The following is a 15,878-nucleotide window of genomic DNA, read 5'->3' as shown; positions in this document are numbered from 1 at the left end:
ACATTGTCACGCTCCTGGGACATCGCCCGTCTTGCGCGTGCGCAAAGCTGCGGCGCCACCCTGTGGGCGCACGGACGGAACGGCCCTTGCTATGACAAGCAGGTCCATGACTTCGTCACGCCGCCCAAACCCGCCCATGACCTCCGCCGACTTCGCCCTCGCTCCCCGGCATGACCTGAGTGTTCGCACGGTGGGCGTGAGTGCTCCCGGGCGCCTGCACCTCGGGTTTCTCGACCCTTCCGGCTCGCTGGGGCGCGCATTCGGAAGCCTCGGGCTGGTCATCGACGGGTTCACCACCGAGCTCGAACTCACCGCGTCTGCTGCGGACCATCTGGCGGCTGACACGCCGGCCGGGGAGGCGGAGCTCGATCGCGCGGCAGCGCATCTCGAACGGCTGAGGCAGCGCAGTGGCTGTCACGCACCGCTGTCTCTGCGGCTGCGCCGGGTGCTGCCGCCGCACGCGGGCTTTGGCTCGGGCACGCAGCTCGCGTCGGCGATCGGGCGGGCCTTTGCCGAATGGCATGGCCTCGACCTGGGCACTGCGACGCTGGCGCACTGGCTTGGCCGGGGCTTGCGCTCGGGCATCGGCATCGCGGGCTTCGATACCGGCGGCTTGCTGCTCGATGGCGGCCCCGGGCCCGACGGCCTGCCTGCGCCGCTGCTGTCGCGCATTGCGTTTCCACAGGCTTGGCGCATCGTGGTCGTTCAGGACCTTGCGCATCGCGGCCTTTCGGGCGGTGCGGAAAAACAAGCCATTGCAGCCTTGCCGCCGTTGCCGCAGGGGGCCGCTGCCGATATTTGCCATCAGGTACTGATGCGCGTTCTGCCTGCCGCTGCTAGCGCGGAGTTTGCGCCGTTCGCCGCAGGCATCAACCGCATGCAGCAGTTGCTCGGCGAGCACTTCGCGCCGGCGCAGGGCGGTATCTTCACCAGCGCCGCGGTCGCGCGGCTGATGCAATGGTTCGCCGATGCGAGCCGTGCAGGCGCCGCCATCGGCCAGAGCTCCTGGGGGCCTACCGGTTTTGCGATCGTGCCTTCGGAGGCGCAGGCGCAGGTGCTCGTTGATGCCGCGCGGGCATCCGGGCGCATCGGGCCGCAGCTGGAACTGCACATTGTCTCGGGCCGCAACAGCGGTGCGGTGGTGCGCGACCGCATCGCCGAGCCGCGCACGCGCTGAACACATCAACCTTTCTCCACACCCACGCAGGCTCTCATGGAACGTCCCCGCATTCTTCACATGTTCACCCCCGGCCGTCAGATGAGTCCGTTCGACATCAACATGGCGGCGGACGCGGGCTACCAGATCATCGTGCCCTATTGCGATGTGGCCCTCGACCGCATCACAGGGCTGACGCAAGACACCATCTTCTCGCGCGGGCCGAAGGGCGTTGCGCGCACCGGCATCTTCATCGGCGGGCGCGATGCACAGCTGGCGGCCGACATGCTCGAGCGCGCAAGAACCTCGATGGTCAAGCCTTTCATCGTCTCGCTCATGGCCGACCCGAGCGGTGCCTACACCACGGCTGCGGCCATGGTGGCTTGTGTTGAGGCCGCCTTGAAGCGTCACCACGCCCAGGGCCTCGAAGGCCAGCGCGTGGTGATTCTTGGCGGCACCGGGCCGGTGGGCCGCGTGGCCGGCGTGATCGCGGCGCAGGCCGGCGCCGATGTGTACTTGTCCAGCCGCAACGGCATCGATGCGGCGCAAGAAGCGGCGGACGAAACCGGGCAGCGCTTCGGCGTGAAGCTGCACGGTCTTTCGGGCGGCGACCCCGATGCCGTGCGCCGCTCCATCGCCGATGCCGACGTGCTGCTGGCCTGCGCGGCCGCGGGCGTGCAGGTGGTCTCCAGCGAGGCACTCGGTGCCGCGACGCGGCTCAAGGTCGCGGCCGACGTGAACGCCGTGCCGCCCGAAGGCATTGCGGGCGTCGGCGTGATGGACGACGCCAAGCCGCTGGCCGGCACGCAGGCCGTCGGCATCGGTGCATTGGCCGTAGGCAACGTCAAGTACCAGACGCAGCATCGCCTGCTGGTGCAGATGTGCGAAGCCGAGAAAGCACAGGTGCTGGGCTTCGCCGAAGCCTTTGCGGTCGCGCGCGCATTCCTGGTCGAGCAAGCCGCAAAGACGGCGTGAAGCACGCCCGCGAAATGCAGACGATTGCCGTTGCCGCCATCTCCGCGCGCGCCATGGCCGAGGCTGCGGCGAACGAGGGGTTCAAGGTCGTCGCGCTCGATCTGTTCGGCGACATCGATACGCTCCGCGCCGCATCGCGCTGGCTGCCTATCGGCGCGCCGGGCAGCTTGCACATCGACGCCGCAAGCGTGCTGGCCGCATTGCGCCAGTTGGCAAAAGAAGGCGAGGGCGGCGACCCGGTGGTGGGCTGGATCGCGGGCAGCGGCTTCGAAGGCGAGCCCGACTTGCTCCAAGAGGGCGCGGCCGTGCTGCCGCTGATTGGCACCGCACCCGATGCCGTGCGCCGCCTGCGCGATCCGGCAACTTTCTTCGGCTTTCTTGCGGCGCACGTCATGCCGTATCCGCAGGTTCTGTTGCAGCCGCCCGAAGACCCCGCGGGGTGGTTGATGAAAGACGCACACGGCTGCGGCGGATGGCATGTTCGCCACGCGCCGTGGTCGATGGACGAGCCGCCGACTTCGCACCACTACTTCCAGCGCGAGATGCCGGGGCTCCCGATGTCGGCCACCTTCATTGCCAACGGCCATGATGTTCACGTGCTCGGCTTCAACGAAATGAACGTGCGCCGTTTCGGCACGCGGCCTTTCGTGTTCTGCGGTGCCGTCGGGCCGGTGCCTGTGCCGGAGCACATTGCAAGCCGCGTGACTTCGATTGCGCGCGCATTGACTGTGGAGTTCGAACTGCGCGGCCTGTGCAGCCTCGACTTCATGCGCGACGGCGAGACCATCGGCGTGCTCGAGGTCAACCCCAGGCCGCCGGCGAGCATGAGCCTTTACCGCTGGCCGGCAGGCACGCCGGGCCTGATGCAGGCGCATCTGCGCGCCTGCCTGCATGGCGAACTGCCATCAACGCCTTCGCGTACGCAGGGAAAAAAGGGCGCACAAGACACGGAAGACACGGAAGGCATCGAAATCGTGTTCGCACGGCGACCCATGGAGCTCGATGCGGCCGCGGCGCGGCAGCTCGCCGCATGGCCCGGCGTTCGCGACTTGCCCGGTGCCGGCCAGCGCTTCGATATCGACGACCCCTTGTGCACCCTGACCGTGAGCGGCACGAGTGCGAACGAGGTGCGCGCCCGCTTGAACGAAAGCCGCGAGCGGCTGCTGAAATCACTGGAGACCTTGGCATGAGCAACACATCACCGCCCACGGCCGCCGCGGGCCTGAGCGTCAATCTGATGGCCCGGCCATTGGTCGAACGCCTGCTGGCCGATGCCGATGCGCTCGGGCTGCAGGTGCGCCGCGACGAAACCGGCGCGCACATCGTCGATGCCGGCATCGAGGCGCCGGGCAGCATCGCAGCCGGCTTGCGTGTCGGTGAAATCTGCATGGGCGGCCTTGGGCATGTGAACCTGCGCAGCGGCGGCGACGCCGAGGGTTGGCCCACGTGGCTTGACGTGCGCAGCTCGCAGCCAGTGCTGGCCTGCCTTGGCAGCCAGTACGCGGGGTGGAGCCTGGCGGCAACCAAGGAAGAGACCGGCGGCAAGAAATTCTTTTCGCTCGGCTCCGGACCGGCGCGCGCGCTGGCGGTGAAGGAAAAACTCTTTGCCGAACTGAACTACCGCGACCACGCGCAGTGCGGCGTGCTGGTGCTGGAAGTCGATCGCGCACCGCCGAAGATCATCATCGACAAGCTCCTGCGCGATTGCGACCTGGCCCCCGAGGCGCTGACACTGATCCTCACGCCCACCACCAGCCTCGCAGGCACGACGCAGGTGGTGGCGCGTGTGCTCGAGGTGGCGCTGCACAAGGCGCATGAACTGGGTTTTGCACTCGCCAACATCGTCGATGGCGCTGCCACCGCGCCGCTGCCGTCGCCGAGCGCCGACGGCGTCGAAGCCATGGGCCGCACCAACGACGCCATTCTGTACGGCGGCCGTGTTCACCTCACGGTTCGCGGCGACGACGATGCGGCGCGCGGGCTCGCGCGTGCGCTGCCCTCCGGCAATTCACGCGACTATGGGCGCTCGTTTGCCGACATCTTCAAGGAGGTCGAGTACGACTTCTACAAGATCGACGGCGCGTTGTTCGCTCCGGCCGAGGTGTGGGTCAGCAACATCGACAGCGGCAACACCTGGCACGGCGGTGCACCCGACATGGCGCTGCTGCAGCGCCTGTGGCTGCAGCAAGCATGAGGGCCATTCGATGACCACGCGCATCGCCATCATGACGGACGAGATCGGCTGGCACACGCGCCAGCTGCAGGCCGCATTGCGCGCGCGCGGCGCGGTGGGCCGCTGCGTCGATCTGGCGGACTGCAGCATCGACACCACCGCCGCGTGGCACGGCCTGGTCATTCCAGGCTACGGCCGCGAGTTGCCCGACGCGGTGCTGGTGCGCGGCATCGCCGGCGGAAGCTTCGAGCAGGTCACCAAGCGTCTTGGCGTGCTGCATGCGCTGCGCGAGCTCGGCGTGCCGGTCTACAACGATGCGCGCGCCATCGAGCGCTCGGTCGACAAGTCGATGACCAGCCTGCTGCTGCATGCCGCGGGCATTCCAGCACCCGCCACATGGGCCACCGAATCGGCGGCGCAGGCCCGGCGCATCGCCATGCGCGAAACGGCCGCGGGGCATGCGCTGGTGCTCAAGCCCTTGTTCGGTTCGCAGGGAAAGAACCTCCAGCTCGTGGGCGAGGTCGACGGTGTGCACCATCCCATGCCCGACATCGACGCGCGCTACGCGGGCCTGGCCTATCTGCAGCGCTTCGTTCCGCCGACGGCGTCGCCCGGGTTCGACTGGCGCGTGCTGGTGGTGGGCGGGCGCGCCATCACCGCGATGCGGCGCGTCAGCACGCACTGGATCCACAACGTGGCCCAGGGCGCACGCTGCGAGCCCGCCGGGCTGGAGCCGGCACTCGCGCAACTGGCGGAATGGGCCGCGCGCGCACTCGACATGGACTACGCGGGCGTGGACCTCATCGCCGCGGCCAACGGGCCGAAGATCCAGGTGATCGAGGTCAACGGCGTCGCAGCATGGCAGGGCCTGCAGCGTGTCACAGGCTTCAACATTGCCCGCGCCATCGTCGACGACCTGCTCGACCGCAAGATGGCGCAGACCCGCCGCCACGTGCAGGAGAGCCTGCCGCCGGAGCGCCGCGCCTGATGAACGCCCGGCAGGCGGCCATCGAACGGGCGCGGTCCTGCTTCCTGCGCGCCTGCTGGCTCGATGTTGCGGTGCGCAAACCGGGCAATGTCAGCCAGGCTTCGCCCGGTCACGGCATGCAGGCCGCTATGTTCATCGACAGTGCCAAGGCCGCGGCTGGCCCGCTGTTCGAGCCCGGGCTGCGCGTGGGAGAACGCATCGAAGCCGCTGTAGAGGCCACCTGGGCCGTGGCGGCGTGCAACACCAACCTCGGCATTCTCTTGCTGTGCGCGCCCGTTGCGCTGGCCGTGGAGCTGAACCCCGCCGCCGCGACGCCTGCGGCATTGCGTGCGGCCGTGGAGTCCGTGCTGGCCACGCTCGACATCGACGATGCCCGTGCCGCCTACCGCGCCATTGCGCGCGCACACCCGGGTGGCCTTGGGAGCGCGCCGGAGGAAGACGTGCACGACGCGCCCAGCGTCGATCTGCGCGCCGCGATGGCGCTCGCCGCGGACCGCGACCTCATTGCGCGCCAGTACCGCGACGGCTTCGCGGATCTGTTCGCGCTCGCATTCCAGGCCCCGGTGCATCAAGCGGGTTCCGGCAAGGCGCCGGCCGATACCGATGCGCCGCCCGATGCCGCCACTGTGGCTTCTGTCCAACGGCTTTACCTGGCCTGCCTGAGTGCCTTTCCCGATTCACACATTGTTCGAAAACACGGCGAGCGCGTGGCACAGACTGTCATGACGGCGGCGCAGGCTTGGCGCGAGCGCGCCGGCGATGGCGCCGCGCTCGATGCAGACCCTGAATTCGCCGCCTGGGACGTTTCTCTCAAGGCTGCAAGCGTCAACCCCGGAACCAGCGCCGATTTCACCGTGGCCGCGCTGCTGCTGTCGGGGTGGATCCGGTCCTGCGCGGCGCCCGCCCGCGGCACGGCCGGCGGATGGCACGGATCGTGATAACCATGGCATTGCGCTGGTCGTTCTGACCGGTGTCGTAATGACCCTAACCACCTTGGACCTCTAAGAGGAGACCCGAAACCATGGCAAAAATAGATCGACTGATGGTGGGCGAATCGCTCGTCGGCGACGGCAACGAAGTAGCCCATATCGACCTGATCATCGGACCGCGCGGCAGCGCTGTCGAGACCGCCTTCGCCAACGCGTTGACGAACAACAAGGACGGCTTCACCTCGCTGCTCGCAGTCGTAGCGCCCAACCTGCTGACCAAGCCGGCGACCGTGATGTTCAACAAAGTGACCATCAAGGGCGCCAAACAGGCGGTGCAGATGTTCGGGCCGGCGCAGCGCGCCGTGGCACTGGCGGTAGCCGACAGCGTCGAGGATGGCACCATCCCCATGGCCGAAGCGGACAACCTGTTCATCTGCGTCGGCGTGTTCATCCACTGGCTTGCCGACGACGACAAGAAGATCCAGGACTACAACTACCAGGCCACCCGCGAAGCCATTCAGCGCGCAGTGACCGGCTCGCCGACGGCCGCCGAAGTGGTCGACAAGAAGGGCACGACGGCACACCCGTTCGCCGCGCACCTCTGAACACCTCTGAGCACCTCTGAGGCCCTGAAAGGGAAGAAGCCGACGCGTGAACCGGGTCGGCTTCTTTTTCCTTGCCTGTGCCGCATCGCGCGGCAGAGTCGGGTTCAGTGCTTGGCGGGCACCATGCCGCTGGCCAGAAACTTCAGCACGGTTGCGCTGTGAGCCGGCTTCGAAGCGCGGTGCGTTGCGGCATGGCGCTCGATCTGGACACCCACCGCATGCACATCGTCGAACTTGCGCGGCTTCACGACCTTCACGCGGACCCAGCTGGCGCCGAATTCGTCGATCAGGATGTCGGCGATGGCCTCTGCGAAGGCTTCCAGCAGTTGAAGCCGGTGCTCGGCCATGAGCCGCAGCAGCCGTTCGCGAACCAGGCCGTAGTCGATGGTGTCGCCGATGCGGTCGGTGTCGCAGGCGCGCGCACGGGGCACACCTGCGTGTACGTCGATCACCAGCGGCTGCGCGTGATGCAGCTCGGATTCATGAATGCCGATCACGGTGTTGCCGTGAAAGCCCTCGATGAAGATCACGTCCATGGGTGTGGTGTTCGGAGATGTAGTCGCCTCGCCGGTGGCGGCGGATTCGCTGGAAGCAAGAGGAGCATTTGAAGGAAAGTGGCCAATGGAAGGCCGCAGGCTGGTGTTCAAGTGATGTCTCCAGTGAATACGAATATGTTTGAAAGTGTGTCTGCTGGCGAGCCGGTTCCCCCAGGCGGGAGTCATCAACGCAAAATGCAGGCCAGAGAGCGGATCCGCCTCCGGCGCTTTTCACTGCTTGGTGTTTCACCGGGTGTGCGACGTGTCGGCAAGGACAACAATGGGACCGACCTAGGAGACACGATGGAAAGCGCTGGAGACATCCAATGACATTGACGCTGCGACAGGGCGACCGACATGCCGACCGTGTGCTCGACGTGGTGAGGCGAGGCTTTCACGAAGAAGGCAACGACCTGGTCACGCGCTCGTGGAGCCGCTGCCTCAACCAGTACCAGCTCGATCCGGGTCGCCCGCGGGAGCCGGTGATCATTGCATCGTCGGCCTTGCAAAGCCGGCGCAACCAGCATGCCGACGTCATCGAATGCGCGCGCTACGAGATGACCACGCTCTACCAGCAGCTCGCGGATGCGGAGTCCGCCGTGGTGCTGACCGATACCGACGGCGTCATCGTGCACATGGTGTCCTCGCCCGAGTTCGCCGCTGAAGCAGAACCCATGGGCCTGCGCGCCGGCGGCATGTGGGGCGAGGCCGAAGCCGGCACCAACGGCATGGGCACCTGCCTTGCGGCCGCGCACCCGATCTCCGTGCGGCGCGAAGAACATTTCTTCAGCCATTTCACGCAGCTCACCTGTTCAGCGGTGCCGGTGTTCGATCCGTCCGGCGAGATCATCGCCGTGCTCGACGTGACCAGCCGCTCCAGCCTCATGCAGCAGCACGTGCTGGTGCTGCTCGGCATGACGGCACGCATGATCGAGAACCGGCTCATCGACAAGCGCTTTTCGAATGCGCATCCGCTGCACTTTCACAGCCGGCCGGAGTTCGTCTACACGCTGCATGAAGGCAAGCTCGCGGTCGGCGACGACGGGCGCATTCTGGCGGCCAACCGCAGTGCCTTGTTCCAGCTCGGCCTGCAGTCGATGGACGAAATCCGCACGCAGCGCATCGACGATCTGTTCCAGACCTCGCTCGAAGACATCGTGCAGCGCAGTCTTTCTTCTTCATTCCATCCGGTGGTGGCCTACCGGGCCAATGCGGCACTGCGGTTCTTCGCGGTGGCGCGGCGGCCGGCATCCGACGCGGCCGTGCCGGCGCGTGCACGTGCCGGCGGCGCGGGCACGGCTCCCATGGTGGCGGAGACGGGCACCGATTCCTTCCGTGCGCCGTTGCGGCCGGTGGCCGCTGCGCGTGCACCGGGCATCCGCACCTTCAAGGATGCGCGGCTCGTTGCCCACCTGGACACCGCGCGGCGCGTGGTCGCACGCCGAACCCCCGTGCTGCTGTGCGGCGAAACCGGTTCGGGCAAAGAGGTTTTTGCGCGCGCCATCCACGAGAGCAGCCCGCATTCCGAAGGTGCCTTCGTCGCCGTCAATTGCGCGAGCCTGCCCGAGACGCTGATCGAATCCGAGCTCTTCGGCTACAAGGCCGGTGCCTTCACTGGCGCACAGCGCAGCGGCCGGCGCGGCAAGATTCTGCAAGCCGACGGCGGCACGCTGTTCCTCGACGAAATTGCCGACATGCCGCTCGAGTTGCAGGCCCGCCTGCTGCGCGTGCTCGACGAGCGCCAGGTCACGCCGCTCGGCACCGAAGAGACGCACCCGGTCGATTTCCAGCTCGTAAGCGCGAGCCATCAGCATCTGCCGAGCCTGGTGCGCGAAGGCCGCTTTCGCGAAGACCTCTACTACCGTCTCGCCGGCATCGAACTAGACCTGCCCCCATTGCGCGACCGCACCGACAAGCGCGAGCTGATTCACGACGTGCTGAAAGACGAGGGCGGCAGCGACTGCAGGCTCGGTGAAGATGCCGAGCGCATGCTCATGGCCTGTCCGTGGCCGGGCAACCTGCGGCAATTGCGCCACGTGCTGCGCAGCGCAGCCGCGCTGTCCGACGGCAAGACCATCACACGCGAACACCTGCCTTCGCTGGTTGCAAGGGTTGCGCCTTCGCCCGTACCGGCTTATGCCGCGTTGCCCGCCGCATCGGAGCCGATGGATGCCTCGGCGCCGGACGCAGCGCCGTCCGATGCGGCACCGGCCGTCAAACTCAACCCCATTCAGGCCAACGAGCGGCAGGTGCTGTTGCAGATGCTCGAGCAGCACCGTTGGAACGTGAGCAACGTGGCCAAGGCGCTCGATGTCAGCCGCAACACCTTGTACCGAAAACTCCACAAGCTTCACATCGAAATCTCTCCACCCGATTGAGCCGGCAGGCTCGCCAGACATGACGAACGGAGGCTCATCGGGGACGGACAAGATCGATCCGCGCGGCGCGGCCCTGGCAATGGAAGACGGCGAGCCGCCGTTGCCTGCGTCGCCGCCGCGCTCGCGGCTGGCCTGGTGCGTCACGGGCTCCGGGCATTTTCTCGAAGAATCATTGGCCCTTGCAGCGCGGCTGCCGTCGGTCGATCTGTTCCTCTCGGCTGCTGCCGAGGAGGTGCTGCCCATCTACAAGCTGCAGATCGAAGCGCTGAAGTCGCGCTTTCGCGTCTTTCGCGACAAGACGGCCAGCGGCGTGCCAGTGGGCATGCTCTACGACGATGTCTATCACACGGTGGTGGTGGCGCCGGCCACCAGCAACACGGTGGCCAAGTGCGCGTTCGGCATCAGCGACTCCCTGCCGACCAACATGTTTGCCCAGGCCGGCAAGCTCGGCATTCCTGGCATCGTGTTTGCATGTGACACAGAACCCGTGGTGGTGACCAAGTCGCCGCACGACTGGGTCACGCTGCGTCCGCGGCGCATTGAACTGGACAACGTGGAGCGGCTGCGCGGCATCGATTTTTGCCAGGTGGTCTGCTCGCCCGCCGAACTCGAAGCCGTGCTCGATGCACGCCTGAAGGAACTCTCTCTCGCATGGAACACATCGTCTTCCTGACCGGGCGCCTTGCCCAAGCCAACCTCACGCGGGTGCTGGCCGGGATCGAGGCGGCACCGTTCACATGGGAAGTGCGAGAGATCGGTCTGCAGGTGGCGGCGCTGATGACCGCCGACATGATCCGCCGCCGCGTTGCGGCCCCCGTGTTCACCGAAGCTGAAGGCGAGGGCGCCGCGCCGCGCCGTGCCGACCGCATCATGGTACCGGGCCGCTGCCGCGGCGACGTCGAGGCCTTGAGTCTTCACTTCGGCGTTCCGGTGGAACGCGGGCCGCAAGAGCTGAAAGACCTGCCGCGCCACTTCAACCGCACCGCGCGCGCCGTCGACCTGAACGAGTACGAGGTCGCGATCTTTGCCGAGATCGTCGATGCGCCGCGGCTCACGGTGGCCCAGATCATCGAGCGCGCGCAGCAGCTCGCGGCCGACGGAGCCAACGTCATCGACCTGGGTTGCCTGCCCGAGACCCGCTTCGATCACCTGGGCGAAAGCGTGCAGGCGCTGAAGGCTGCGGGCTTCCAGGTCAGCGTCGACTCCAGCGACCCGCAAGAACTGCTGCTCGGCGGCAAGGCCGGTGCCGACTACCTGCTGAGCCTCACGCTCGACAGCCTGTGGATCGCCGACGAGGTGGCGGCAACGCCGGTGCTGATACCGCGCGTGCCGGCCGACGAAGAATCGCTGTACGAAGCGGTGGTGCAAATGCAGCGCCGCGGCCGCGCCTTTCTGGCCGATTCCATTCTCGACCCGATACCGTTCGGCTTGACCGCATCCATCGTGCGCTACCACCGGCTGCGCGAACGCTTTCCCGATGCGCCGATCATGCTCGGCGTGGGCAACCTCACGGAGCTTACCGAGGCCGACACCAGCGGCATCAACGCCGTGCTGTTCGGCATTGCCGCCGAGCTGAACGTGGCGGCGGTGCTGACCACGCAGGTGAGCCAGCATGCGCGCCGCGCGGTGAGCGAGGCCGACTGGGCGCGCCGCATCATGCATGCCGCAGTCCAGCACGGCACCTTGCCCAAGGGCATGAGCGATGCGCTGATGACGGTGCACGCCAAGCATCCGTTCCCCGACACGCCGGAAGAAATCGGCGAAATCGCCTCGCAGGTACGCGACCCGAATTTCCGCGTGCAGATTTCGCCGCTCGGCCTGCACGTGTACAACCGCGACGGGTTGCGGCTGGGGCAGGGCGCTTTCGAACTCTGGCCTCAGCTCAAGCTGCAGGACGATGCCGACCATGCGTTCTACATGGGCGTGGAGCTTGCCCGCGCCGAGATTGCCTGGCAGCTCGGCAAGCGCTATGTGCAGGACCAGCCGCTCGACTGGGGCTGCGCCGCGCCACGGCCCACCGAAGACCTCGCGCGCTGGTGCGCACCGGGAACCACCATGAAGACACCCAGGAACAACGCGGCCGAAGCTGGCGCCACAAGCACCCCGAGCACCCCGAGCACCCCGAGCACCACCGCGCCATCACCCTCATGAACGACCAGATCTTCGAAGCCGTGGTCACCACCGTGGCGCCCGGCGGCAAACCGCACGTGGCGCCGATGGGCATCCGTTACCAGGAGAGCGGCATTCTGCTGATGCCGTTCAAACCGTCGACCACGCACGACAACATCGTCGCCACCGGCCATGCGGTGCTGAACATCGTGTGCGACACCCGCGTGTTCGCCGGCTGCGTCACCGGCCGCAAGACGTGGCCCACGCTGCCGGCCGAGCGCATCGAAGGCGTGCGGCTCGCGGCTGCGCTGCGCCACGTCGAACTCGAACTGGCCGAGCAGCGCGACGACGTGCAGCGGCCGGTATTGCGCATGGTGCCCGTGCACGAGGCCACCCATGCGCCCTTCGTCGGCTTCAACCGCGCACAGGCCGCGGTGATCGAAGGCGCCGTGCTGGTCAGCCGCCTTCACATGCTGCCCCCCGAGAAAGTGGAAACCGAAATGAGCTATTTGCAGATTGCAATCGACAAGACCGCCGGCGCCGAGGAGCACGAAGCCTGGGAGTGGCTGCGCGCCGCTGTCGCGCAGCATCGCACCGGCACACCGGAGCGGGCATCATGATGCGCATGCTGGTGAGCGTGCGCAGCGTGGACGAAGCCTTGCTTGCCGCACGCGGCGGAGCCGACTTCATCGACCTGAAGGAGCCCAGCGACGGCGCATTGGGCGGCCTGCCCGTGGCAACCATCGGCGCCATCGTGGATGCGTTGCGCGCCCACGGCATCCATCTGCCCGTGAGCGCGACGATCGGCGACTTGCCGATGCATGCGCTGGACCGCATCCTGGCGCAGGTAGACGCGGTCGGTGCCTGCGGTGTCGACTACGTGAAGGTCGGTATCGAGCGGGGCCCCGAGGCCTTCGCGGTGCTCGACGCGCTCTCGGCCTGCGGTTGGCCGGTGGTGCCGGTCTTCATTGCCGACCACGGGCTCGATGCGGCGCTGATCGCGCATGCCTGCACACGGGGGTTTCCGGCGCTCATGGCCGACACCGCCGACAAGCTCGCCGGCAGCCTGTTCGATGCCGTGCCGACGGCGGAGTTGCGCGCCTTCCTGGCCCGGGTGCGCGCATCGGGCCGGCTCGTCGGCGTGGCGGGCGCACTGCGCGTGGCGCATGTTCCCTTGCTGCAGTCGCTGGCGCCTGATTTCGCAGGCTTTCGCAGCGCCGTTTGCGTTGCGGACCGCAAGACGGCGCTCTGCCCGGAGCGGCTCGCGGCACTGGCCGCGCTGCTGCACGGCGAGGCCGTCGAATCCATGCCGGCTTGAGTTTTCTGCGCGGAGGGCGGAGGGCCCGTTCAGCGCGGAGCGAAAGTGGCCTCGCCCAGCAACAGCGCACGCATGGTTTCCAGCTGGTTCTTGTGGAGCAGGGTGATCGGAAACGCGGCATCGCCTGACCGCTCCGCAAACTGCTGGTCGACCACGCCGGTATCGCCGAGCTCCGCCAGTGTCATCTGCGGGTCAATGGCGCACGACTTGATCAGCACCAGCTGTTCGGCATTGAGATGCTTCGCCAGGTCGAGCGCAATGGTGTCCGATGTGGCGTCCCAGCTGGTGCGCCCATCAGGCTTGTCGCGCCGCAATTCCAGCGGCATCCACAGCGCCGTTTTTCCCCGCCGCAACAGGTCGGGAATCTCGGTCTTGCGCGTTGCCAGCTGCAGAGCCGGATTCAGCGCGTGCAACTGATAAGCCGTCTGCGCCATGGCCAGCACCGCCATGTTGTGGGCGGCCAGGTCGTTGAACTGCCAGTGTGCCTGCACGCGCCGCACTTCGTCTGCAAAGGTGCCGCCGCCGCAGACCACCGTGACGCGGCCGCCGCCGATCTGCGTCAGCAGATCGAGCCACTGCGGCAGCACCGGATCGGAGCAGAGGCTGCCGCCAATCTTGACGATCCACATCAGTCGTGCTCCCTTTCGAACAGCGCCGCCACAGCGACGCTGGGTGCGCACACCTGTGCCCAGGTGGCGGTGCCCGCAGCTGCATGTGGGGCCACGTTTGCGACGTCGTTGCCATAGGCGGCGAAGCGGTGCGGGGTGGATGCACCGGTTGCCGCGACGGCTGCGAGTTCCGGCACCAGGAAGGCGCCGCAGCCTGCGCTCACGATCACGGCTTCACGGGAAGAAAGTGCATGAGCCGCCAGCACGCGGCGCAACTGCGAGCCTATGGCCTCGACCTGCGCCGTGCGCCAGGCCTGCGCCAGCTCCAGCCATTCTTCGGCGGAGGCATCGCGTTCGTCCAGGCCCACCATGCGTGCGAGCCGCTGGCGCGTTGCGGGCAGGGTCTTGGCCGCGTTGTCGGCGCTCGGGTACAGGTCGTGCGCCGGATCGAGTTCGCCGCACAGGCGGTACACGTCGGCCGTGGTGGCGAAGAATTCGTTCATCACATGGCGTGCGTGGCCGCGCCATTCGATGCGCTGGGTCAACGCGCACATCGGTGTGCGCACCACGCCGTGGTAGGCGAGCTCGCCGCTCACCAGGCGTTCGGCATCGGTGCGGCTGGTGGTCAGCACGCGCTCGTTGCCGAAGGCGATCAGGTCGGTGGTGGTGCTGCCGATGTCGACCAGCACGCCTTGCGGAAACACCAGCGCGGCATGCCGCGCGGTCGCGAGCCAGTTGGCCGAGGCGATGTGCTCCCAATGCCTGGCCACATCAGCGGCGGCGCACCAGCCGGCATCGCCGGCAAAGAAATGCAGGGCTCCCGGACGTGCGGGAAGCTTGGCCGCCAGCGCGGCGGCAATGCCGCGCACGCCGGCTTCGCGGTCGGGGAACAGGTCGACCATTTCGCCCGTCATGGTCACGGCATGCTGTGCGGCATCGAGCACCGGCCAGCGCGCATGCGCGGCTTGCAGCGCTTGCACCAGGTGGTCGAGGCCCTGCCAGAGCGGACAGCCCCATTGCGCCACGTCGACCACCTTGCCGCCCTGCAGCAGGCAGGCCTTCACGTGCGCGCCGCCGATGTCCCACCCGATGGTGGTTCGTTCAGGCGTCGGCACGTGCAAGTTCCCGTTCGTGGACGCCGCCGCGAAGACGGTCCGCCAACAGCTCGGCCGCGAGGTTGCGGCCCAGCGTCGCCGAGAGCCCGACATAGGCGCAGGTGACGCGCGGGTTGACCTCGATCACCACCGGCCCGCGCTGCGGATTCCACACCAGGTCGATGCCGGCGAAACCGCGCAGCCCGGGGATGGCACGCGCCACCTGCATGGCCAGCGCGGCCAGCGATTGACGGCGTGCGTCGCCCGGGCCCACCGCATCGACGCTCACGCCGTCGAAGGACAATCTTCCGTGCGCATCGATCGAAATGCACTGTCGGTTGATGCTCAGCATTTCGGCATTCTGCTCCGTACACAGCAACGACAGGCTCAGGGCTTCACCTTCGATCCAGGGCTCCAGCGTCAAGGTTGCGCCGGCTTGCGTACGCAGGGCCTGGTCTTCGAGGGCATCCGCATGGCGCGTGTGCACGTGGGTGGCAACGCCGCCGGCGCCGTCGTCGGGCTTGACCACCCAGCGCCTTATCTCGGGTGCATCGGCAAAGGCCAAGGGTGTTTGCACGCCGTGCGCAGCCAGGTGCGCGAGCGTGGCTTTCTTGCCGGCGGTCAGTTCGATGGCTTCGGCGCTGCAACCCAGCCAGCGCGCATTGCCCACCGCGCGCTGGAACCGCGCCAGCAGGCCGTCCGTCTCGGGCGCGACCAGCCAGACCAGGTCGTGCAGCGCGCTCTGCCGCGCCACGAAGTCGAAAGCCGATTCGTTGGTGCGCGACCGCAGCGGCATCGCCCTGGCGGGCAGGGTGTTCCCCGGTTCGCAGACCGCCGCCGAGACCGAACAATCGGCCACGCGCATCAGGTCCGCCACCATGGCATCGCGCATCGAGAGGCCCAGCGGCAGCAGCTCATCGGCCGCCGCGTCGTCGCCATAGTCGCTCCAGCCACCACCGCTGAGATACTCGTAAACAAAAACGCGTGTCGTCATTTCATCATCCACTTT

The 15,878-nt window shown here is 67.4% G+C and carries 17 protein-coding genes; 13 read left to right on the top strand and 4 right to left on the bottom strand.

The genetic code is table 11. From position 1 onward, the window contains the following. The first annotated feature begins 136 nt into the window (after positions 1 to 136). The 7 genes from ABIC94_RS18315 to fae all read left to right on the top strand — a co-directional run bounded on the left by ABIC94_RS18315 (position 137) and on the right by fae (position 6,826). Positions 137 to 1,177 (top strand): beta-ribofuranosylaminobenzene 5'-phosphate synthase family protein, encoded by a 1,041-nt coding sequence (locus ABIC94_RS18315; protein WP_354374412.1) that lies wholly within the window; start codon positions 137 to 139, stop codon positions 1,175 to 1,177. 36 nt (positions 1,178 to 1,213) lie between these two features. After that, positions 1,214 to 2,131 carry an NAD(P)-dependent methylenetetrahydromethanopterin dehydrogenase gene (locus tag ABIC94_RS18310; protein WP_354374411.1) on the top strand — a complete coding sequence of 306 codons (918 nt, stop codon included), beginning with the start codon at positions 1,214 to 1,216 and terminating at the stop codon, positions 2,129 to 2,131. Further along, positions 2,128 to 3,321 carry an ATP-grasp domain-containing protein gene (locus ABIC94_RS18305; protein ID WP_354374410.1) on the top strand — a complete coding sequence of 398 codons (1,194 nt, stop codon included), beginning with the start codon at positions 2,128 to 2,130 and terminating at the stop codon, positions 3,319 to 3,321. Before ABIC94_RS18310 ends, ABIC94_RS18305 begins: the two co-directional genes overlap by 4 nt. Then, positions 3,318 to 4,325: a methenyltetrahydromethanopterin cyclohydrolase gene (mch, locus tag ABIC94_RS18300; RefSeq protein ID WP_354374409.1), complete on the top strand. Its 1,008-nt coding sequence runs from the start codon at positions 3,318 to 3,320 to the stop codon at positions 4,323 to 4,325. Before ABIC94_RS18305 ends, mch begins: the two co-directional genes overlap by 4 nt. A gap of 10 nt (positions 4,326 to 4,335) precedes the next feature. Further along, complete coding sequence (locus ABIC94_RS18295) at positions 4,336 to 5,292, top strand: ATP-grasp domain-containing protein (protein WP_354374408.1); 957 nt, start codon at positions 4,336 to 4,338, stop codon at positions 5,290 to 5,292. Beyond that, positions 5,292 to 6,230 carry a triphosphoribosyl-dephospho-CoA synthase gene (locus ABIC94_RS18290; RefSeq protein ID WP_354374407.1) on the top strand — a complete coding sequence of 313 codons (939 nt, stop codon included), beginning with the start codon at positions 5,292 to 5,294 and terminating at the stop codon, positions 6,228 to 6,230. The genes ABIC94_RS18295 and ABIC94_RS18290 overlap by 1 nt, the downstream gene beginning before the upstream one ends. Before the next feature lie 83 nt (positions 6,231 to 6,313). Further along, complete coding sequence (gene fae, locus ABIC94_RS18285; RefSeq protein WP_354374406.1) at positions 6,314 to 6,826, top strand: formaldehyde-activating enzyme; 513 nt, start codon at positions 6,314 to 6,316, stop codon at positions 6,824 to 6,826. Between the two features lie 104 nt (positions 6,827 to 6,930). On the opposite strand, the gene ABIC94_RS18280 is transcribed toward fae, so the two are convergent. Then, positions 6,931 to 7,362 carry a dihydroneopterin aldolase gene (locus tag ABIC94_RS18280; RefSeq protein WP_354374405.1) on the bottom strand — a complete coding sequence of 144 codons (432 nt, stop codon included), beginning with the start codon at positions 7,360 to 7,362 and terminating at the stop codon, positions 6,931 to 6,933. Between ABIC94_RS18280 and ABIC94_RS18275 the strand changes: the two genes are divergently transcribed. The 6 genes from ABIC94_RS18275 (at position 7,346) to ABIC94_RS18250 (ending at position 13,167) form a co-directional block, all read left to right on the top strand. Further along, a complete protein-coding gene (locus tag ABIC94_RS18275; RefSeq protein ID WP_354374404.1) occupies positions 7,346 to 7,477 on the top strand; it encodes a hypothetical protein in 132 nt (43 codons plus the stop codon). The genes ABIC94_RS18280 and ABIC94_RS18275 overlap by 17 nt on opposite strands. A 211-nt stretch (positions 7,478 to 7,688) precedes the next feature. Further along, the gene (locus ABIC94_RS18270) at positions 7,689 to 9,740 is read left to right on the top strand and encodes a sigma-54-dependent Fis family transcriptional regulator (RefSeq protein ID WP_354374403.1); all 2,052 of its coding nucleotides are present in this window, start codon (positions 7,689 to 7,691) and stop codon (positions 9,738 to 9,740) included. A gap of 79 nt (positions 9,741 to 9,819) precedes the next feature. After that, a complete protein-coding gene (locus tag ABIC94_RS18265) occupies positions 9,820 to 10,413 on the top strand; it encodes a flavoprotein (protein WP_354374469.1) in 594 nt (197 codons plus the stop codon). Further along, entirely contained in the window at positions 10,392 to 11,891 is a 1,500-nt protein-coding gene (locus tag ABIC94_RS18260) for a DUF6513 domain-containing protein (protein WP_354374402.1), read from the top strand. Before ABIC94_RS18265 ends, ABIC94_RS18260 begins: the two co-directional genes overlap by 22 nt. Further along, complete coding sequence (locus ABIC94_RS18255; RefSeq protein ID WP_354374401.1) at positions 11,888 to 12,469, top strand: DUF447 domain-containing protein; 582 nt, start codon at positions 11,888 to 11,890, stop codon at positions 12,467 to 12,469. The genes ABIC94_RS18260 and ABIC94_RS18255 overlap by 4 nt, the downstream gene beginning before the upstream one ends. Further along, a complete protein-coding gene (locus ABIC94_RS18250) occupies positions 12,466 to 13,167 on the top strand; it encodes a (5-formylfuran-3-yl)methyl phosphate synthase (protein WP_354374400.1) in 702 nt (233 codons plus the stop codon). Before ABIC94_RS18255 ends, ABIC94_RS18250 begins: the two co-directional genes overlap by 4 nt. A 29-nt stretch (positions 13,168 to 13,196) precedes the next feature. Here the strand turns inward: ABIC94_RS18250 and ABIC94_RS18245 are convergent, their stop codons facing one another. The 3 genes from ABIC94_RS18245 to ABIC94_RS18235 are packed head-to-tail and all read right to left on the bottom strand — an operon-like array spanning position 13,197 to position 15,863. Continuing rightward, on the bottom strand, positions 13,197 to 13,796 hold the full coding sequence (locus ABIC94_RS18245) for an amino acid kinase family protein (RefSeq protein WP_354374399.1): 600 nt from the start codon (positions 13,794 to 13,796) through the stop codon (positions 13,197 to 13,199). Then, complete coding sequence (locus ABIC94_RS18240) at positions 13,796 to 14,890, bottom strand: hydantoinase/oxoprolinase family protein (RefSeq protein WP_354374398.1); 1,095 nt, start codon at positions 14,888 to 14,890, stop codon at positions 13,796 to 13,798. The genes ABIC94_RS18245 and ABIC94_RS18240 overlap by 1 nt, the downstream gene beginning before the upstream one ends. After that, positions 14,877 to 15,863, bottom strand: a complete 987-nt coding sequence (locus tag ABIC94_RS18235; RefSeq protein WP_354374397.1) for an ATP-grasp domain-containing protein — start codon at positions 15,861 to 15,863, stop codon at positions 14,877 to 14,879. Before ABIC94_RS18235 ends, ABIC94_RS18240 begins: the two co-directional genes overlap by 14 nt. Positions 15,864 to 15,878: the final 15 nt, after the last annotated feature.

The sequence above is a fragment of the Variovorax paradoxus genome, from assembly GCF_040544635.1.
GTDB classification, from domain to species: domain Bacteria; phylum Pseudomonadota; class Gammaproteobacteria; order Burkholderiales; family Burkholderiaceae_C; genus Variovorax; species Variovorax paradoxus_R.
Note: the sequence above shows the minus strand (reverse complement) of the source record. Positions and strands in the feature narration are given on the sequence as shown.